This is a genomic window from Candidatus Pristimantibacillus lignocellulolyticus (assembly GCA_023639215.1).
Classification (GTDB): Bacteria; Bacillota; Bacilli; order Paenibacillales; family Paenibacillaceae; genus Pristimantibacillus; species Pristimantibacillus lignocellulolyticus.
The window spans coordinates 3,587,946-3,608,662 of the sequence record CP097899.1; the positions used below are offsets into that span (position 1 = coordinate 3,587,946).

The following is a 20,717-nucleotide window of genomic DNA, read 5'->3' on the forward strand; positions in this document are numbered from 1 at the left end:
TCTACTTTGGTAGGGGCGTTTTTCTTTTGACTTGAAAGTTAGCTATTGTGTACAATGACAAGGTAATGAGTTATCGTTATATAGCAATAGAGAAATAAAACATATTGTGAAGTTTAAGGAGGTAGTGAGACAGTGGTCGATCTACATAAATATGAATTGCCGATTGCTCAAGCATTATCAGCAGATTATATAGAAGGTAAGCAGCAAGTTGTCGAAACGCTGTACGGCTACTATGCTGGTAATCAAGAGGATTGGGCTAAGCGCTCATCAAGATTAACACAATTGCAACATACACGCGTGGAAAGTGAGTCGTTAGCCAGTGTACTTAAAGCATACAATGAACGTTTGTCTGCAGGCGAAGAAACGATTGCTAATATTACTCATATCGCACAAGGGGCAAAAGTTGTAATTGGAGGTCAACAAGCAGGTATTTGGACAGGGCCATTACTTGTTGTTCATAAGGCAGTATCTGTTATACAAGCAGCACTATCAGCAAGTGAGCAGTTAAAAGAGAAGGTAGTTCCTGTATTTTGGATTGCTGGTGAAGATCATGATTGGGATGAAGTGAATCATACGTATTTGATCTCATCAGAACAGCAATTGAAAAAATTATCTATTAATAGAGATGCTTCATTAAGAACTTCTGTAAGTCGCACCACTATTAGTACGGAACAATGGCAAGAAACTTTAGAAGAATTGTCTCAGCAGTTACCTGGATCTGAGTTCAAAGAGCAGCTCATTCAAGAGCTAGTAGCAATGGGAGAGAAATCAACCTCATTATCTGATTTCTTTGGTAATATGTTGAGCGCACTATTCGCTAAGTATGGCTTAGTACTTATTGATTCCGATGATCCTAAGGTTAGAGAGATTGAACGTAACATGTTTGCACGATTGTTAAAACACAATGATGAATTAGAACATGCGTATCTTCAAACAGCACAGGCTGTGCGTGATTTAGGATATTCATTACAGGCGGATGTAACAGCGAATAGTGCTAACCTATTCCTGTTTGTTGAGGAAAGTCACGATGATCGGGTCTTGTTATATAAAGAGAATGGTGAATTCCGTGATCGCAAAAAACAGTATCATTGGTCGATGCAACAGCTAGAAGACTTGTTGCAGAACAAACCTCAAAGTTTCAGTAACAATGTATTAACACGTCCTTTAATGCAAGATTATCTATTCCCTGTACTGGCAACTGTACTTGGTCCAGGCGAAATTTCATATTGGGGATTAACGAAACAAGCCTTTGAAGTACTAGGTATGGAGATGCCAATCATTGTTCCTCGTATGTCTTATACGTTAGTAGAAGGTATTATTGCTAAAAATATGGCGAAATACGAATTATCTTTCGCTGATGTAATGGATCATTTCCAAGAGCGTAAGCAACAATGGCTACATGATCAAGATGAATTACATGTTGCTGATCAATTCAAGCATGTGCGTGAACAATTTACAGCAATGTATGCTCCTCTAATCGAACTTGCTGGTTCGATCCAAAGTGGGTTATCTAAGCTTGGTGATACGAACATGAACAAAATTATTGAACAAATGTCTTATATGGAAGCAAAAACGGTAGATGCACAGCAGAAACAGTTTGAAGCTGCTATTCGTCAATTAGATCGAATTGAGCTCTCGTTGAAACCTGGTGGTAAACCACAGGAACGAGTACTTTCAATGATTTCATATTGGAATCGATATGACAAAGCATGGTTGGATGCTATCTTTGCGGTAACTTACTGTAGAACCGGTGGACATGAGATAGTATACTTGTAAGAGTAAGTTCAAAAAGCAGACTTTGATAACGATGAGTATGCTTACGAGGCTTATTCGACATCGAATATGAAGCGAACTTGGGAAGTCCGGTACGCATGTACCAATAACGTACATTTGCGTTTCCTCCTACCACAAGTAGCGCCTCATCTTCTTGGCTCTGAAAGCCCGCTTTTTGAACCTTTATTGTAAGAGTAAGTTCAAAAAGCAGACTTTGATAACGATGAGTATAATACCGAAGCATAGTAGGTGTTGAATGCCTACTAAAGTATATGGCGTTTCTCGGAAGACAAGCATGATCTTCCGAGAAATGTTTCTTTCAGAAATAATTTAGTTGCTAGTGTACAGACAAGTTATCTTGTACGACATATAATAAGTTGTTGGTTCACATTAAATATGGATAATTACTGGAGGATGAATATGAACGTTTTAGACAAAAGTATTATTACAGACATTTCACTTGCCCCTCAAGGTCATCTAAAAATTGATTGGGCGAGCAGTCATATGCCTGTTCTGAATGAAGTTCGCGCTCAATTTGAGAAAGAACAACCATTCAAAGGGTTGAAAGTTTCAATCTCTTTGCATCTAGAAGCAAAGACAGCATACTTAGCAAAAGTCGTTCAAGCGGGTGGAGCTGAGGTTACAATTACTGGAAGTAATCCACTATCAACCCAAGATGATATTTGTGCAGCGTTAGTAGAAGATGGTATTAAAGTTTTCGGTAAATATAATCCATCCCCAGAAGAATTTAAAATGCTTAATATGAAAGCTTTGGAAAACAATCCGGATCTAATCATTGATGACGGTGGAGATCTAGTAACATTATTGCATACAGAAAGCAAACAACATGCTGTTAATGTACGTGGCGGAGCTGAAGAAACGACAACAGGTATTATTCGTTTGAAAGCATTGGAAAAAGAAGGAACTCTTACTTTCCCAATGGTTGCTGTAAATGATGCATACTGCAAGTACTTGTTCGATAACCGCTATGGTACTGGTCAATCTGTTTTTGATGGTATTAATGGAACAACTAACTTAGTTATTGCTGGTAAAACAGTAGTTGTTGCTGGTTATGGTTGGTGTGGTAAAGGTGTTGCCATGCGTGCTAAAGGTCTTGGTGCTAGCGTCATTGTAACAGAAATTGATCCGATTAAAGCTGTTGAAGCTTACATGGATGGTTTCAAAGTTATGCCAATGGAGGAAGCAGCTAAAATTGGTGATTTATTCGTTACTGTTACAGGTAACCGTGATGTTATTCGTAAAGAGCATTATGAAGTGATGAAGGATGGAGCAATTCTTTCAAATGCTGGACACTTTGATGTAGAAGTAAACAAAGTAGACCTAGAAGCAATGAGCGTGAGTAAACGTACGGTTCGTCGTAACATCGAGGAGTACAAACTTGAAGACGGTCGTAAATTCTATCTACTTGCAGAAGGTCGTCTAGTTAACTTAGCTGCTGGTGATGGTCATCCAGCAGAAATTATGGATATGACTTTTGCACTTCAAGCACTAAGCTTGAAATATGTAAATGATCAATATAAAGCAATTGGTAAGCAAGTGGTTAACGTTCCTTATGAAATTGATCAACAAGTTGCTAATTTGAAATTAGAAGCACTTGGTATGGGGATTGACTCTTTAACGCAAGCTCAAGTGGCTTATCTTGATAGCTGGGAATAAAAATTAAAATAAAATAATTAGAGAATCCTGCTTATAAAAGCAGGATTTTTCTTTTTTGTGGCGAAATAGTCTTACTTAGTGGTGGAAAGTGGAGCGAAGTGGAGTAAAAAGGGGAGAGGGTGGAGCGAAATTATGTTTATGGGAGAATATCAACATAGCATTGACGACAAAGGTCGTATTATAATCCCAGCCAAATTTCGTGATCAACTCGGATCAACCTTTGTAGCAACACGAGGCTTAGATAATTGCTTGTTCATATATCCTGCAAGTGAGTGGGAAGTATTAGAGCAAAAATTAAAAACTTTACCATTAATGAAAGCAGATGCACGTGCCTTTACAAGATTCTTCTTCTCTGGCGCAATAGAATGTGATCTGGATAAGCAGGGTCGTATCAATCTACCACAACATCTAAGGGAATATGCAAAGCTCGAAAAAGATTGCATGGTATTAGGTGTTTCTAATCGGGTAGAGGTATGGAGTAAGTCATCTTGGGAAGGCTATTATGAAGAATCAGAGCAAACGTTTAATGAGATTGCTGAAAAACTTGTAGACTTTGATTTTAATTTCTAATAGGACAACATGAATTGGGGGATTTAACGTGTTTTTGCATACAACAGTTTTATTGGAGGAAGCAGTCAAAGGGCTTAATATTAAGCCTAATGGAATATATGTCGACTGTACGCTTGGTGGAGCGGGACATAGTCAGTTAATTGCCGCATCATTAGGGGATCAGGGACGTCTTATCGCTTTCGACCAGGACGACTGGGCACTCGAGAATGCAAAGGTTAAGCTTGCCCCTTATATGGATAAAGTTACGCTTGTTCGCAGTAATTTTCGCTATCTTGAACAGGAGTTAAAGCATTGTAATGTACCTATGTTGGACGGTGTTCCACAAGTTGATGGTATTCTTTTCGATTTGGGTGTATCTAGTCCTCAGCTTGATGAAGCGGAACGCGGATTCAGCTATAATCAGGACGCACCATTAGATATGCGTATGGATCGTGATGAGGAATTGACGGCTTATCATATTGTGAACGAGTGGGATGAAAGAGAAATTGCTCGTATTCTTGATCGATATGGAGAAGAGAAGTTTGCGCGCAACATCGCTCGTTCCATTGTGAAAATCCGCCAGGTCAATGCGATTGAAACAACAGAACAATTAGCAGAGATTGTTAAAAATGCGATTCCTGCAGCTACAAGACGTACAGGAGGGCATCCTGCAAAACGTTCATTCCAAGCGCTCAGAATAGCTGTGAACGATGAGCTTGGTTCTGAGGAAGAAGCTCTTGAGGCGGCAGTGCGTTGTACAGCTCCCGAAGGAAGAATTTCCGTCATAACATTCCATTCGTTAGAAGATCGTATTTGTAAACAAACTTTTGTTAAATACGTAGAAAAATGTACTTGTCCACCTGATTTCCCAATGTGTGTTTGTGGGACGAAAGGTACATTGAAATTAATTACACGTAAGCCAATCTTGCCAAGTGAGTTAGAGATTGAACAAAACTCACGATCAAGATCAGCCAAATTAAGAATAGCAGAAAAGCTGTAGGGGGGATTAATCTTGGCATATCAATATGGTAATTTAGCAATGAAACCTAAGCGTAAAGAACAAGAAGAGTACATCATACGCGAAACGAAGAAAAAAGTCGTTCGTAAAAAACCAATACCAGCAGGGGAAAAAGTATTATATCTTGCAGCTGTACTATTAGCTGTTATCATCTCGGGAATTATCATATTTAGGTATGCTAATATCTACGGTACGAATATGCAAATTAAGCAAGTTAATAATGAAATACAAGCAATGACAATTGAAGTTGAGCAATTACACCGTGAAGTTCAAACGCTAAGTGATCCTAAGCGAATTCGTGAATTCGCTGAATCATTAGGAATGGTAAGTAGCTTAGATGCTGGGATTGTTGTCAAGAAGTCGAGCTCCTCAGGGGCAACGGCAAAGCTTGAATAGGAAGTGATAGATATGATAAAACGAATTAAATTACGTACACTACTACTTGGAGGGGTAATTACCCTCCTTTTTCTCTTTCTAATTTTTCATATTTATAAAGTACAAGTAGTCGAAGGGTCGATGTGGCTGCAATTAGCAGAAAAACGTTGGTCTACTTCTGAAACTTTCAAATCCAAACGCGGTACCATTACAGACCGTGAAGGCAATGTACTTGCGATGGATGCCATAGCATATAACGTGTCTATTAATCCTAAATTGATTCATGGTGCTGAAATTAATGATGAAGTGATTGAAGCATTAGTTTCCATTCTTGGTATGTCAGAAGAAACGGCAAGTGCTAATGTGAATGCAAAGCGAGAAGATGGAACTTATTACTCAAATCGTGAATTACGTAAAGGCGGCTGGCAGATCGAAAAAGAAGTGGCCGATAAATTAAAAGAATTTTCTGATGAGTTAAAGAAGAAATTATCGATAGAAAAGAAAACAGTAGATTCAGGCATTTATATCGTGGAAACCTATGAGCGACTCTATCCTCAAAATAAAATAGCATCTCAATTACTAGGTTATATTAGTGTAGATGGTGAAAATAAGATGGGTGTAGAATCGACGTTCAACGACAAATTAACTGGTTCTGATGGTTATATTTCTTACCAAAAGGATGGTAATAAAGTTCAGATTGCTGGTAGTGATGTAGAATATGTTGCTCCAAAAGATGGACAGAAAATTCAATTAACCATAGATAGCGAAATTCAAAATTTTGCGGAAGAAGCGCTTCGCAATGTTGTAAAACAGTATAGTCCGAAGAGTGCGACTGCTATTGTTGCAGATCCTAATACGATGGAAATATTAGCGATGGCTAATATGCCAGATTTCGATCCGAATAACTACGGTGATAGTGATTATAGTAATATGTACAATCATGCTGTTGGTTCATTGTATGAGCCTGGTTCGACTTTCAAAATTGTTACATTAGCTTCAGCAATAGAAGAAGGCGTCTTTGACCCAGATGAGTTATACCAATCAGGTACGATCTATGTGCCTGGAGATCCAAAACCGATTAGTGATCATAATAAATATGGATGGGGTATGATTTCATTTCTTGATGGCCTGAAATATTCTAGTAACGTTGCCTTTGTTAAATTAGGGTTTGAACGTCTTGGTGGCGAGAAGTTGAGGGAGTATTACACTAATTTTGGCTTTGCACAGAAAACAGGAATTGAAATTCCGAATGAAGCAGTAGGTACGATACGATTCAAGTATAATCGTGAGATTGCTGCTGCTGCCTTTGGACAAGGCGGTGTTGTAGTAACTCCAATTCAACAAGTTGCAGCAGTTGCAGCCGTCGCTAACGGCGGAGAATTAATGAAACCATTTATTGTGAAAAGTATAACTGATCCTACTACTCAAACAACGACTATAACATCACCAACCGTTGTACGTAGAGTTATTTCTGAAGAATCTTCTAAACTTGCAAATGAGTATTTAGAGCAAGTTGTATCCGATCGTATTAATGGTACAGGAAGAAATGCTTATATTGAAGGTTATAGAGTAGCAGGTAAGACAGGTACCGCGCAAAAGGTTGTTGGTAAAGACTACTCGACTGATAAGTATGTCGTTTCCTTTATCGGATATGCACCAGTGGATGATCCACAATTAATTGTTTTAGTAATAGTAGATGAGCCTAATGATAAACATGCTGGAGGTAGTAAAGTAGCTGCGCCAGTATTCCAAGAAATTATGTTGAAAAGCTTAAGAAAGCTTGATATTGCTCCTAACTATGAAAATAGTGAAGTAGAAGAAAATAATATGCCGACAGAAATAATGGTATCTACACCTGATGTTACAGGGATGAAGGGTGGACTTGCCAAAGAAAAACTTAAAAATGCAGGCCTTCCATATGAATTTATAGGTGATGGCTCGATTGTAGAGCAACAGATTCCTACAGCAGGTTCATTAGTTCATCCTACACAAACTGTCTACCTAGTAACTGAGCAAAAAGAGAATTTGAACGTGCCTGATCTGACAGGTGTATCGCTTCGTGATGCTGTAGAAATTGCTGCCTTACTCGGTGTACAACTGAAAATAGAAGGTACGGGATATGTATACTCTCAAAAACTCGTCGAGGATGGAAAAGCGAAAGTATTGAACGTTAAGCTGTCTCCCGTGAAGGAATCGGAATATTACGTTGATGGAACGTTAGATCAGGTCGATGAAGAAGATAGTGATGAAGTTGCTACGGATGATCAAGAAGCATCAGATGATAGTGAAGTAGAGCAACCATCATCTGAGGAATAAGCCGCTTCCTGAAAAATGAATGATCTAGTTCAGATTACTTGCGCAAGTGTGGCGCTACGATTTCAAATTGCCGATCAAACATCGTTGTCCTCAGATTTAAGTAATAGTTTAGTAGTATAAATACGAGGACAACTACTTGATCGGTTTTCTGTTAGTGAATTGTCATCCTTCGTTACGATGTGCAGTTTGGAGCGCCTACTAAGCAATAACATATTGTCAGGCTGTAAGCGGCAGTTGCAATAATGAGAACGGATGGTACAGGTTCTATCTTGTCCGTATTATGAATAACATGTAGAGAACGTAATAACGTTTTTTAATACGTGTGTTCGTAATTCAAACTTATGATGTAATTTACTTCGAAAATCATTTTGAAGTAGTACATGAAAAGTTTTAGGGGGATAGAGTATGAAAGTTTCTAATGTGACGGTTAGAAGAAGACTGTTCACCATTCTCATGTTTGCAATTATCGCTTTTATTGGCTTAATCGTACGTTTAAGTTATGTACAGCTAATTGAAGGCGCGGAGTTATCAGAGAAAGCGGAAAATTCTTGGCGTCGTAATATACCTTATGTCGCAAATCGTGGAGAAATATGGGATCGTAATGGCGTGCGGTTGGCATATAACGTAAGTACGCCGACCGTATGGGCGATTCCAGTACAAGTGAAAGAGAAAGAGAAAACAGCACAGACATTAGCTCCATTACTCAATATGACGGTAGAAGAAGTATTAAAAGAAGTTTCCAAAACTAAGATGATTGTCAGTTTAAAACCAGGTGGTCGCAAAATGACAACCGAACTTGCAACCACAATTCGAGGTTTGAGTTTGCCTGGAATTGTGGTTGCAGAAGATAATAAGCGATATTATCCTTATGATGAACTTGCTGCGCATATTCTTGGGTTTACTGGTATAGATAATCAAGGCTTAACGGGAATTGAACTTACTTATAACGAGCGATTGACTGGTACACAAGGTATGGTTTCATTTCTATCTGATGCAGCAGGAAGACAAATGCCTAACTCATCTGATACGTATGTAAAACCACAAGAAGGACTAACACTTCAACTTACTATTGATCAGCAAATCCAGACCGTGATGGAACGTGAATTGGATCAAGCGATGACTGGGTTGAATGCTGATGCTGTAATGGCGATAGCAATGAACCCAAATACAGGTGAGATATTAGCAATGGCTAGTCGGCCTAGTTACAGTCCAAGTAACTATCAGGAGGTAGATGCTTCGGTTTACAATCGTAATCTTCCAATTTGGATGACTTATGAGCCGGGATCAACTTTCAAAATTATTACGTTAGCCGCTGCACTTGAAGAGAATAAAGTTAATTTAAAGACGGATAGCTTTTATGATGGAGGCGCCGTAGAGATTGGCGGAGCAAGACTGCGTTGTTGGAAAAAGGGTGGGCACGGTAGTCAAACTTTTTTACAAGTAGTTGAAAATTCTTGCAACCCAGGTTTTGTAGAGCTAGGTAATCGTCTAGGCAAAGATAAACTTTTTGAATATATTAGAAACTTCGGATTCGGCACTAAAACAGGTATTGATATTGGTGGCGAAGAGAACGGGATTTTATTCAAATTAAGTCAAGTAGGTCCGGTAGAATTAGCAACAACGGCATTTGGTCAAGGTGTATCTGTTACTCCAATCCAACAAATTACTGCCGTATCAGCCGCCGTCAACGGCGGCACGCTTTACAAGCCATACGTCGCCAAAGCCTGGATAAATCGAGATACTGGGGAAACTGTTCAATCGAATGAACCGACTGTAGTGAGACAAGTCATTTCAGGAGAAACTTCTAAGCAAGTTCGTGAGGCGCTAGAAAGTGTTGTAGCGAAAGGCACAGGTAGAAATGCATTTATAGATGGTTACCGTGTGGGAGGGAAGACAGGAACCGCTCAGAAGGTTATTGACGGCAGGTACTCGACGACGGAACATATTGTATCATTTATTGGAGTAGCTCCTGCAGATGATCCTCAGATCGTTATCTACGTTGCTGTAGATAATCCAGAAGGTATACAATTCGGTGGTGTTGTTGCAGCACCAATTGTACGTAACATTATGGAGGATGCTCTGCAAATATTAGAAGTTCCGAAACGTACAAATCAAATCGATCGTTTATATAAATACGGTGAAACACCAATCGTTGAGGTACCTAATCTAATTGGGAAAAGTGTATCTGAAATATATGAAGATATGAACATGAATTTCATGCTCACTAGTGCAGGAACAGGTAAGGTCGTAATTAAGCAAGCGCCTGCAGCTGGAGAGCGTGTAGATCGGGGGTCGACGATACGGATCTACCTAGGAGATGAAGAGGATATTCATAATCATTGACTGTGATCACGATGTATCGCGTGGTAGCTTAGTCGACGGCGAAGCTGCCATTCATCGGTCACTCCAGTGCTCACGTACCAAGTACGTACGCTGCGCGCTTCGCTTCCCTAGCTTCATGGCATCTTCTTGGTGCTGACAGCCAACGATTTTGAATTTTTATTATAAGCCTCGGGCTAAAGAATCTTCTGCTCGTGTACTTGAACCGTACACATTACTGGGTATTGTTTCATAGTACTCTGAGGGTTGGATACTCAGTTGATGACTTCATATGAAATTATAGAAATTTCATATGAAGCATAGTGGTAAAGAATTTTCCGCTCGTGTACTTGAACCGTACACGTTGCTGGGTAGCGTTTCAGAGTGCTTGTATTCATTAGAAATTTCACATGGTGTCTTGAAAGGACGCTTTCTTTCGCCAATTATTACTTAATATTTGGTATGTTTCGAACGGGCCTAACATAATTGTTAAAAATAGCTATTGAATTGTCAAGCTATTCAGATGTAGTATAGTTGACGGGTATAAATATTTGGAAAGAACTAGAGTTTGATACATAGTTTTTTCAAGAAGGAGATAATGACATTGATTACTAGAACAGTTGCGCAGCTCGCAGAGATGAGCGGTGCTATTCTAAAGAGTGATAATACAGAGTTAGTCGTGCAAGGTGTTATGACGGACTCGCGAACTGTAGGTGGACAATTGTTCGTTCCGCTAGTAGGGGAACACTCCGATGGTCATCAACATATTTATCATGCTGTAGAAAAGGGCGCAACAGCGGCACTTTGGAAAAAAGGTGTGCCTGTTCCTGAAGATTTGCCACATATTCCTTTCTTGCTTGTTCGTGATCCATTAGCAGCCCTGCAAAAGCTTGCAATGAGTTATCGAAGTGAATTGTTTACAAGAGTAGTCGCAATTACAGGAAGTAATGGTAAGACAACGACGAAGGATATGACAGCAGCATTATTATCTACAGTGTACAAGGTAAGTAAAACACAAGGGAATTTCAATAATCATATCGGACTTCCATTAACTATTTTGGCATTAGAAGAGGATACAGATATTGTAGTTGTTGAACTAGGTATGAGTGGCTTTGGTGAAATTGAACTATTAACTCAAATTGCCCAACCTGATGTTGCCATTATTACAAACATCGGCGATGCCCATATGTTGCAACTTGGTAGCCGCAATGGAATCGCTCAGGCTAAACTTGAAATTGTAAATGGGCTTGGTGATGAAGGTGTATTCATCTACAACGGTGATGAACCATTGATCGAAGAAGAAATGAATAAACTGCATAATTTATCTTCATTGGAGAAAAAGCGTTTTGGATTGGAAGCGAGTAACGATTGGTCAGCGGCTAACATTGAGCTAGATCCATTTGGTAGTCGCTTTGACGTGTTATATATGGGCGAGTCTTGCAACATCGGACAGCAACATATTACAACGCCAGGTCGTCATAATGTAAGTAATGCTTTGGCAGCCATTGCAGTCGCTCGTTTGTTCGGAGTAGCTGCTAATCTTATTCAGGAAGGCTTTAATCGATTGCAATTAACAGGTATGCGTATTGCTCCTACAAAAGCATATAATGGAGCTACTGTACTTAATGATGCATATAACGCCAATCCAACGGCAACTCGAGCTGCCATTGATTTACTTGGAAGCTTAACTGGCTTCCGTAAGAAATGGTTAGTACTTAGTGATATGCTAGAGCTTGGTCCCGATGAAATCGCTATGCATGTTGATATGGGTCAATATGCGACAAGTGATAAAGTAGATGCCGTCATTACGTATGGTAATCTCGCTGCTCATATCGTTGAAGGTGCGAAAGATCATTTCTCAGAAGAACTACTAAAATATTTTACAACAAAGGAAGAGCTGATCGATTGGCTATTGCCTCATATTTCACCTGATGACCTTGTTCTTGTTAAAGGCTCAAGAAGTATGAAGATGGAGCAGGTTGTCGAAGCTTTAGAAAAGGGGTGAGTGTATGGACATGATGGTCATTCTATTATCTTTAGGTGTTTCATTCATACTAGCAGTTTTATTCGGACCATTGTTCATACCGTTACTGAAACGATTAAAATTCGGACAGCAAATACGGACAGACGGTCCACAGTCACATTTGAAAAAGAGTGGTACTCCAACCATGGGTGGAGTTATTATCATGCTTGCACTGTTAATTTCATTCGTAAAGTTTGCTGAGATTTCTAGTGAATTTTGGGTGCTGTTAACGGCGTCGCTTGGTTTTGGTATCGTAGGATTTCTTGATGACTATATTAAAATTGTATTTAAGCGTTCACTTGGTCTAACGGCAAAGCAAAAGCTCGCGGGACAACTGTTATTCTCGATTATCGTTTGTGCACAACTTTACAATATGGGTCATAGTACAGAACTTCTTATACCTGGAACACAAATTGGGTTTGATCTTGGATGGTTCTATTATCCTTTTGTCATCATTATTTTGTTTGGAGCAAGCAACGCTGTTAACTTTACAGATGGTATTGATGGTCTATTGGCTGGAACTAGCGCAATAGCATTTGGTGCATTCACTATCGTTGCACTGTTAGCCGATTCATATGATGCTGCAATCTTCTCGTCTGCAATGGTTGGAGCTGTATTAGGTTTTCTTGTATACAATGCACATCCTGCTAAAGTTTTCATGGGTGACATGGGATCTCTCGGTATCGGTGGTGGTATTGCGGCAGTAGCCATTATAACGAAAACAGAATTGCTTTTAGTTATCATTGGTGGAGTATTCGTCTTGGAAATGTTATCTGTTATAATTCAAGTAACATCCTTCAAAATTCGAAAAAAACGCGTATTCCGTATGAGTCCAATTCATCATCATTTTGAGCTTTCTGGTTGGTCTGAATGGAAAGTGGATGCTGTATTCTGGACGGTCGGGTTAGTGCTCGCTATTATAGGTTTATTGCTTGTTCTATAAGATGAAATTCAAAACAGCCACTTGTGATCACGATGTAACGCGCTGTAGCATAGTCGGCGGCGAATATGCCCCCCATCGAAAGCCTGCGTGTGCTCACGTACACAAAACGTACGCTGTGCTACTCATTTTCGCTGTGGGTCATCTTCTTGGTGCTGACAGGCGACTGTATTGAACCTTTATTATAAGCTCAGATGAAATTCAAAACAGCCACTTGTGATCACGATGTAACGCGCTGTAGCATAGTCGGCGGCGAATATGCCCCCCATCGAAAGCCTGCGTGTGCTCACGTACACAAAACGTACGCTGTGCTACTCATTTTCGCTGTGGGTCATCTTCTTGTTGCTGACAGGCGACTGTATTGAACCTGTATTATAAGCTCAGATGAAATTCAAAACAGCCACTTGTGATCACGATGTAACGCGCTGTAGCATAGTCGGCGGCGAATATGACTTTTCTGAATATAAGATATAATGATCAATGTAACGGTTCTCGCTGGGCGGGGACCGTTACATCTATAAGTAGATAGTCAAAAGATTAGACGTTGATTTGAATTGGACTTGAGCTACATAAAATATGTATTCCAAGAAAAAAAGAGAGGTATTCTATATGAAGCATCCATCGCAGTATAAAAATGAAAAAGTAATAGTACTAGGTCTAGCAAGAAGTGGTGTTAGTGTAGCCAAACTATTTCATCAGCTAGGGGCGAATGTTACAGTTAACGATCGTAAGCCTCGTGAAGAATCACCTGAAGCAGCACAATTAGAAAAACTAGGCATCGAAGTAATATGTGGGTATCATCCTGAAAATCTAGTAGATAAGACGACTGCATTATTAATAAAAAATCCTGGTATTCCTTATCATGCATCACCTATTATTGATGCACAAACTAATAGTGTAGAAGTTGTTACTGAAGTTGAGATTGCATATTGGATAAGTAAAGCTCCAATTATTGGCATTACAGGATCTAATGGCAAGACGACGACAACCACTTTAATTGGAGAGTTATTAACATCAGCCGAACTAAATCCGGTAGTTGGTGGTAATATCGGTTTGCCACTATGTGAGATTGCTAGTGAAGTGTCGAGTGAAAACTGGATTGTTGCTGAATTAAGTAGTTTTCAATTAAAAGGCACAATTACATTTGCTCCAAAAATAGCACTAATATTGAATTTAGCTGAAACTCATTTAGATTATCACGGTAATATGCAGGATTATGTAGCTTCAAAAGCGAAAATATTAAGCAACCAAACAGATGATGATATTGCTATCTTGAATTGGGATGATGAGATTACTCGTCAATTGATGCCACATTGCAAAGGTCAACTGTTTCCATTCTCGCTTTTTGAAAAATTAGAGCAAGGTGTTTACATTGATCCACCATTTGTACCGATTACTCCAGGAGATCCGTTGCCGAATGCGGCAGAGGAAGCTTCTGTAAGATCTATCGTATATCGGATGAATAATGATTCAGAGCAACATGTACTTATGCCGCTAAGTAGTCTTGGTATTCCTGGGCGTCATAATGCCGCAAACGCAATTGCAGCGATTGCAGCATGTCTAGTAGCTGGCGCTGAACCTGGGAAACTTGTAGAGCCTTTAGTGAATTTTAGAGGCGTAGAGCATCGCTTAGAGTTTGTGAGAACGAATGAAGGTGTATCTTATTACAATGATTCCAAAGCGACGAATTCGACAGCGACAACCATGACAATTCGATCTTTATCAGCACCGTTGGTACTTATTGCTGGAGGATTAGATCGCGGATCTGATTATATGGAATTACTACCTATTTTCACAGACCGTGTGAAAGGTATCATTGCAGTTGGTGAAACTCGTCATAAACTTGAACATATTGCTAAACTAGCAGGTTTAGATCAGATCAAGATCGTCGAACCTAAAGCTAGTGCCGAAGAAACACTAGATGAAGCTGTTAAGCTTGCTAGTGAGCTAGCGGAATCAGGAGATATTGTATTATTATCACCTGCATGCGCAAGCTGGGATATGTTTTCTTCGTATGAACAAAGAGGAAGCATGTTTAAGAAATCGGTGCATACCTTGTAAGTAGGGGGGTTGTCCCTACTTCATTTTATAGAGGTGTGTATAGCATGGTTAAGTCACGTTCTGCTCCAGATATATGGCTATTAATTTCCATCCTTCTTATATTATTTATTGGACTAATGATGGTATATAGTGCGAGTGCTGTATTAGCTTTTCATGAATTTGGTGATAAGTTCTACTTTTTGAAGCGACAATCGATATTTGCAGGATTAGGTTTATTATCTATGTTTTTCATGATGAATGTGAATTACTCTGTCTGGAAGAAATGGGCTCCTATGCTACTTATTATCTGCTTCGGCCTACTTATCCTTGTATTAATTCCAGGAGTAGGTGTTGTGCGTGGTGGTGCGCGTAGTTGGCTAGGCATTAGTTCATTCGGTATTCAACCATCTGAATTTATGAAACTTGGGATGATCTTATTTCTTGCAAAATGGTTGTCCACAGAACAACAAAAAATTACTCAATTCACGAAAGGTTTATTACCGCCTTTAGGTCTTGTATTTCTGGCATTTGGCTTAATAATGTTACAACCCGATTTAGGAACTGGAGCAGTTATGGTTGGAGCTTCAATGATTCTCATCTATACTGCTGGTGCTCAGATGCGTCATCTTGGCGGTTTAGCATTACTCGGTGTTATCGGTTTCGTTGGACTGATTATTGCTGCACCTTATCGCTTGAAACGGATTACTAGTTTTCTAGATCCGTGGTCAGACCCACTTGGCGGTGGATATCAGATTATTCAATCGTTATTTGCCATTGGTCCTGGAGGTCTAGTTGGACTTGGATTAGGCATGAGTAGACAAAAATTTAGTTACTTACCAGAGCCGCAAACAGATTTTATTTTCTCTATATTAGCTGAAGAACTTGGTTTCATCGGCGGGTTCACATTAATTCTATTATTTCTAGTCGTCATATGGCGTGGTGTCCGTACTGCAATCTCAGCTCCGGATACGTTTGGAAGCTTACTTGCGATCGGTATCACAAGCATTATTGGTGTACAGGTGCTTATTAACATCGGTGTTGTCATTGGTATGATGCCAGTAACAGGGATAACTCTTCCATTAGTAAGCTATGGAGGCTCTTCCTTAACATTACTACTGACAGGATTAGGCATCTTGTTGAATATTTCTCGATACTCGAGGTGAAAGAGATGAAAATTTTATTAACAGGTGGAGGCACTGGAGGGCATATATATCCCGCTTTAGCGATTGGGAAGTATATGCAACAGCAAGACCCCTCTACTGAGTTACTATATATTGGCACGGAGCGTGGGATGGAAAGCAAAATTGTGAGAAGAGCTGACGTCCCTTTTGAAAGTATTGAGATTACAGGATTTAAACGTAAACTGTCTTATGATAATGTTCGGACAGTTATTCGTTTTTTACGTGGTGTCAATCGTTCGAAACAATTAATTAAACAATTTAAACCAGACGTCGTTATCGGTACGGGTGGTTATGTATGCGGGCCTGTCGTGTATGCGGCAGCCCGTTTAGGCATACCCACTTTTATTCATGAACAAAATGCAATTCCTGGTTTGACGAATAAATTTTTGACATCCTTTGTATCTCATGTTGGTGTAAGTTTCGAAGATTCATTAGCTTACTTTGCAAAAGCGAAGCAAGTGAGTTTTACCGGTAATCCCTGTGCGTCTCAAGTGATCGAGGCTATACCAGGTCGTGGAAGAACATCATTAGAACTTGATTCTAACCAACGTTACGCACTTATTGTTGGTGGTAGTCGCGGGGCGAAGGCGCTTAATCAAGCGGTTATAGCATTAGCCGGTGAGCATGAACAATTAGAAAAACTTTCGCAGTACCGTATTGTATTCGCGACAGGTGAAATTTATTATGATGATACGTTGCAAGCATTGAAAGATACATCTGCTTATCGAAGCGGGCAGATCATATTACTTCCATATATTAATAATATGGCGGAAGTGTTGAGTGATGCTTCTATCGTAATTAGTCGTTCTGGAGCATCGTCGCTAGCGGAGATTAACGCGCTAGGAAAACCGTCTATTCTAATTCCTTCTCCAAACGTAACGAATAATCATCAAGAAGCAAATGCGCGCAGTTTGGAGTCTGTTGGTGCTGCAGAGATTATTCTGGAAGCTGAACTTACAGGTAAACATTTATTGGAAAAATTAAGCACTTTATTGTTGGATGATCATAAGCTTGCCAAAATGTCTGCAGCATCACAATTTTTAGCAGTACCTGATTCAGCAAGCAGAATTGCTTTAGCGATAGCGAGAATAATGAAACGATAACTGAACGTGAACTCTAGGCGATTGTCACACAACGAAGTGATGAGGCATAAGATACTTTATAATTCGTGACCAGAAAGTCTAGGAGTTGATCACATGTTCAGGTGGGGCATACCCACAACGATGGCAACTGCCATTTTTGGAAGGAGGATATACAATTGAATTTATTTATAGAGGAACTTGAGGAGTTAGAAATTGGGGAATATCTCTTCAACGAACCACTGTCGAAGCATACAACATGGAAGATTGGCGGTACGGCTGATCTAATGATCCTTCCACGAGGCAAGGAGCAACTTATATCACTAATCAAGCTACTTGGTAAGCATAGTATTCCGTGGACGAGTATCGGGCGTGGATCCAATATGCTAGTAAGTGATAAAGGGATTCGTGGTGTTGTGATTAAGCCAACTGATGGCTTAGATTATGTGCGCTTCGAAGGCAATACTGTCATTGCAGGAGCAGCTTATTCATTTATTAAGCTTGCTGTTATGGCAAGCAAACAAAGCCTAACAGGCTTGGAATTTGCAGGCGGTATTCCAGGGACTGTAGGCGGTGCTGTCTACATGAATGCAGGTGCGCATGGGTCTGATGTGTCACGTATTTTTAAGTCAGCCGAAATTGTTCTGTCTAATGGTGAATTGGTAACGTATAAAAGCGATGATATGAAATTCTCATATCGTCATTCTGTTTTGCAGGAAATGAGCGGATTTGTCGTTGAGGCTAGCTTTGAATTAGAAGCTGGTGACAGGCAAGTGATTGCTGCAGAAATGGCAACGCATAGGGAACGTAGATTGCAAACTCAACCGCTGAAGAGCGCAACCTGTGGGAGTGTCTTCCGTAACCCACCGGGTGATTTTTCAGCAAGATTGATTGAGGAAGCAGGACTGAAAGGGTTCCAATGTGGAGGAGCACAAGTATCAGAGCTTCACGCCAATTTTATTATCAACACAGGACAGGCGACAGCTAAAGACGTTTTCGCTTTAATTACCCATATTCAAAGTGTTGTGAAAGAACGCTATGGTATTGAATTGATACCGGAAGTATTGGTAATGGGCGAGCGGTAACTCGGAGGTGATACATTGGACAGATTGGTGATTGAGGGCGGCAAACCTCTGTCAGGAACTGTTGTAATCCAAGGCGCGAAAAATGCAGTGCTGCCGATTATGGCTGCCAGTCTGCTGGCTGAAGGAACGACCGTGCTCGAAAATGTTCCTCATTTACTTGACATTGAAGTGATGATTCATATTTTGCGAGAATTAGGATGTCGAGTTGAGCATAAGGGAAGTACGATTATCATTGACACGGAGCAGGCATCTGCTTCACATGTACCAGAATCGTTGATGAAGCAAATGCGATCATCAATTTTTCTCATGGGCCCACTACTTGCAAAGTACAGTAAGACTCAAGTTTATCAACCAGGCGGCTGTGCGATTGGCGAACGTAAGATTGATATTCATCTAGATGGCTTAAAAGCACTAGGAGCGCAAATTGAGGAAACAGGTAATTCTATTATTTGTAGTGCACAGAAACTAACGGGTGCAGATGTACATCTGAATTTCCCGAGTGTAGGTGCTACTGAGAATATTATGATGGCAGCGGTACTAGCGGATGGTCGAACAACGATTACAAATGCTGCAAGAGAGCCAGAGATTCAAGATTTGCAACATTTCCTTAATGCAATGGGTGCTAAAGTGCTTGGTGCAGGTACAGATACGATAACAATCGATGGTGTGCAGCGGTTACATTCATGTGAGCATCGTATCATTCCAGATCGAATTGTTACAGGAACTTTAATGATTGCAGCAGCGGCAACTCGTGGACTAATTACATTACACAAAACGCAACCAAGTCATCTAACTTCTTTAATTCATGTCATGCGTCGTGCAGGTATTCAAATCCATGTTGACGGTGATATAATAAAAGTTGACAGTAGAGTCAGAAGCAAAGCGGTAGAGAAGATTGTTACGGCACCTTACCCTGCTTTCCCTACTGATTTGCAATCACAGATGATGGTTATGCTTGCACTCTCAGATGGTGTCAGTGTAGTGAAAGAAAATATCTTTGAAGGCAGATTAAAGCATGTAGATGAACTGGCTCGTATGGGCGCTGATATTCGCGTAGATATGAATACAGCGTATATTCGAGGGGTGCCCCGGCTTTATGGTGCGACGGTTGAAGCGACAGATCTTCGAGCGGGTGCAGCACTTGTTATTGCTGGTCTTGCAGCACAAGGGAGAACGATCGTAGAGCGAATTCACCATATTGATCGTGGTTATGATCGAATTGAGGATATGTTAACTTTATTAGGTGCTAGAATTACGAGATTAACGGCATTATCCAAAAACGAAACATATGCGCAGTAATCGTTGGAATGATAATCGGCTTCCTCATCATCGATGAGGAGGCCGCGTTGTGTTAAGGAGTGGACGAGTTTATGCAATCTCAAATGCCAGTGCTTAAAGAGCCGGAGCCGAAAAAAAAGGGAAATAAAAAAATAATTGCAATTATTGTTATTTTATTTCTTGCTATTTTTTCTATTATTTTTTTTAATTCTACATTAAGTAAAATCACTGAGGTGCAGATTACTGGTACCCAATTTGTAAATGGTGCAGAAGTAATGAGTGCTGCAGGTCTAAAAGTAGGGGATTCTTTCGTTTTCAGTTCTGCAGAAGAAATTGAAAATAAAGTAACAACGTTAAACACGATTAATAAAGCGGTAGTTACTAAGCATTTTCCAGGCATAATCAAAATTGCTGTTACAGAATATAGTGTCGTTGCGTTTGAATTTGATAATAGTGGCGAACTTATTGCTTTACTAGCTAGTGGGGCGAGTATTAAAACAACTAATGATCGTATACAAATAATGGACAAGCCTATATTAACCGGATGGAGCAAAGATGATCCTTATAAAAATGAATTAATGAAGCAACTCGCTTCCATTGATTCAACGTTGCTCGCTGATATATCTGAAATCGCACCGATTCCATCTGTTGCTTTTCCGGATCGAATTCTAATATATACACGCACAAAATTTGAGGTTACTACAGCTGTTAGCTTAATACGTGAGAAGGTAGAAGCGATGAATGGCGTTATTGAAACACAAGCACCAGGGAAGCTAACCCTATTACTTGCAGATACATATGAACCATTCAATAGAGAAGAAATGGAAAATACGGAAACTGAGTAAAAAGACTCTACTCAACAAGAGTAAAGAATGGTAAAATTTTAGTTGTCTATTTATTTTTATGAGTTTATCGTAACTATTATGTCTAGTTAAACTAGACTTCTAATTCATATTTTCATGAACTTTTCGTTTTTTTTAGATGAATCTCTGAAAAAATTGTTGAAAAAAGAGGGAAAATGCAAATAGTGTTGAATAGAATGTTATGTAGACTATTTTCCTATT

At 39.8% G+C, this 20,717-nt stretch carries 15 protein-coding genes; all 15 read left to right on the forward strand.

What is annotated here, in order from left to right; translation table 11 throughout:
• Positions 1-132 precede the first annotated feature (132 nt).
• Positions 133-1,776: a bacillithiol biosynthesis cysteine-adding enzyme BshC gene (gene bshC, locus NAG76_15170; GenBank protein ID URN93171.1), complete on the forward strand. Its 1,644-nt coding sequence runs from the start codon at positions 133-135 to the stop codon at positions 1,774-1,776.
• Between the two features lie 417 nt (positions 1,777-2,193).
• Positions 2,194-3,450 carry an adenosylhomocysteinase gene (locus NAG76_15175; GenBank protein ID URN93172.1) on the forward strand — a complete coding sequence of 419 codons (1,257 nt, stop codon included), beginning with the start codon at positions 2,194-2,196 and terminating at the stop codon, positions 3,448-3,450.
• Between the two features lie 132 nt (positions 3,451-3,582).
• Positions 3,583-4,020 carry a division/cell wall cluster transcriptional repressor MraZ gene (gene mraZ / locus NAG76_15180; GenBank protein URN93173.1) on the forward strand — a complete coding sequence of 146 codons (438 nt, stop codon included), beginning with the start codon at positions 3,583-3,585 and terminating at the stop codon, positions 4,018-4,020.
• Positions 4,021-4,048: 28 nt separating this feature from the next.
• Complete coding sequence (gene rsmH / locus NAG76_15185) at positions 4,049-4,999, forward strand: 16S rRNA (cytosine(1402)-N(4))-methyltransferase RsmH (protein ID URN93174.1); 951 nt, start codon at positions 4,049-4,051, stop codon at positions 4,997-4,999.
• A gap of 12 nt (positions 5,000-5,011) precedes the next feature.
• Positions 5,012-5,413: a cell division protein FtsL gene (ftsL, locus tag NAG76_15190; GenBank protein ID URN93175.1), complete on the forward strand. Its 402-nt coding sequence runs from the start codon at positions 5,012-5,014 to the stop codon at positions 5,411-5,413.
• Between the two features lie 12 nt (positions 5,414-5,425).
• Complete coding sequence (locus tag NAG76_15195; protein ID URN93176.1) at positions 5,426-7,708, forward strand: penicillin-binding protein; 2,283 nt, start codon at positions 5,426-5,428, stop codon at positions 7,706-7,708.
• Between the two features lie 405 nt (positions 7,709-8,113).
• Positions 8,114-10,051: a stage V sporulation protein D gene (locus NAG76_15200; protein ID URN93177.1), complete on the forward strand. Its 1,938-nt coding sequence runs from the start codon at positions 8,114-8,116 to the stop codon at positions 10,049-10,051.
• Positions 10,052-10,631: 580 nt separating this feature from the next.
• A complete protein-coding gene (locus tag NAG76_15205; GenBank protein URN93178.1) occupies positions 10,632-12,032 on the forward strand; it encodes a UDP-N-acetylmuramoyl-tripeptide--D-alanyl-D-alanine ligase in 1,401 nt (466 codons plus the stop codon).
• A 4-nt stretch (positions 12,033-12,036) separates the two neighbouring features.
• Positions 12,037-12,993 (forward strand): phospho-N-acetylmuramoyl-pentapeptide-transferase, encoded by a 957-nt coding sequence (gene mraY / locus NAG76_15210; protein URN93179.1) that lies wholly within the window; start codon positions 12,037-12,039, stop codon positions 12,991-12,993.
• Positions 12,994-13,599: 606 nt separating this feature from the next.
• On the forward strand, positions 13,600-15,051 hold the full coding sequence (murD, locus tag NAG76_15215) for a UDP-N-acetylmuramoyl-L-alanine--D-glutamate ligase (GenBank protein URN93180.1): 1,452 nt from the start codon (positions 13,600-13,602) through the stop codon (positions 15,049-15,051).
• A 44-nt stretch (positions 15,052-15,095) separates the two neighbouring features.
• A complete protein-coding gene (gene spoVE / locus NAG76_15220) occupies positions 15,096-16,193 on the forward strand; it encodes a stage V sporulation protein E (protein URN93181.1) in 1,098 nt (365 codons plus the stop codon).
• A 5-nt stretch (positions 16,194-16,198) separates the two neighbouring features.
• The gene (gene murG, locus NAG76_15225; protein URN93182.1) at positions 16,199-17,314 is read left to right on the forward strand and encodes an undecaprenyldiphospho-muramoylpentapeptide beta-N-acetylglucosaminyltransferase; all 1,116 of its coding nucleotides are present in this window, start codon (positions 16,199-16,201) and stop codon (positions 17,312-17,314) included.
• A 155-nt stretch (positions 17,315-17,469) separates the two neighbouring features.
• Positions 17,470-18,375 carry a UDP-N-acetylmuramate dehydrogenase gene (gene murB, locus NAG76_15230; protein URN93183.1) on the forward strand — a complete coding sequence of 302 codons (906 nt, stop codon included), beginning with the start codon at positions 17,470-17,472 and terminating at the stop codon, positions 18,373-18,375.
• A 15-nt stretch (positions 18,376-18,390) separates the two neighbouring features.
• Positions 18,391-19,674: a UDP-N-acetylglucosamine 1-carboxyvinyltransferase gene (gene murA, locus NAG76_15235; protein URN93184.1), complete on the forward strand. Its 1,284-nt coding sequence runs from the start codon at positions 18,391-18,393 to the stop codon at positions 19,672-19,674.
• A 71-nt stretch (positions 19,675-19,745) separates the two neighbouring features.
• Positions 19,746-20,498, forward strand: a complete 753-nt coding sequence (locus NAG76_15240) for an FtsQ-type POTRA domain-containing protein (protein ID URN93185.1) — start codon at positions 19,746-19,748, stop codon at positions 20,496-20,498.
• The last annotated feature ends 219 nt before the right edge of the window (positions 20,499-20,717 follow it).

What these genes read in the sequence shown, in the direction of transcription:
- NAG76_15175 (URN93172.1), top strand. Translation starts at nt 2,194, where the DNA reads ATGAACGTTTTAGACAAAAGTATTATTACAGACATTTCACTTGCCCCT.
- mraZ (URN93173.1), top strand. Translation starts at nt 3,583, where the DNA reads ATGTTTATGGGAGAATATCAACATAGCATTGACGACAAAGGTCGTATT.
- NAG76_15195 (URN93176.1), top strand. Translation starts at nt 5,426, where the DNA reads ATGATAAAACGAATTAAATTACGTACACTACTACTTGGAGGGGTAATT.
- NAG76_15200 (URN93177.1), top strand. Translation starts at nt 8,114, where the DNA reads ATGAAAGTTTCTAATGTGACGGTTAGAAGAAGACTGTTCACCATTCTC.
- mraY (URN93179.1), top strand. Translation starts at nt 12,037, where the DNA reads ATGGACATGATGGTCATTCTATTATCTTTAGGTGTTTCATTCATACTA.
- murD (URN93180.1), top strand. Translation starts at nt 13,600, where the DNA reads ATGAAGCATCCATCGCAGTATAAAAATGAAAAAGTAATAGTACTAGGT.
- spoVE (URN93181.1), top strand. Translation starts at nt 15,096, where the DNA reads ATGGTTAAGTCACGTTCTGCTCCAGATATATGGCTATTAATTTCCATC.
- murG (URN93182.1), top strand. Translation starts at nt 16,199, where the DNA reads ATGAAAATTTTATTAACAGGTGGAGGCACTGGAGGGCATATATATCCC.
- NAG76_15240 (URN93185.1), top strand. Translation starts at nt 19,746, where the DNA reads ATGCAATCTCAAATGCCAGTGCTTAAAGAGCCGGAGCCGAAAAAAAAG.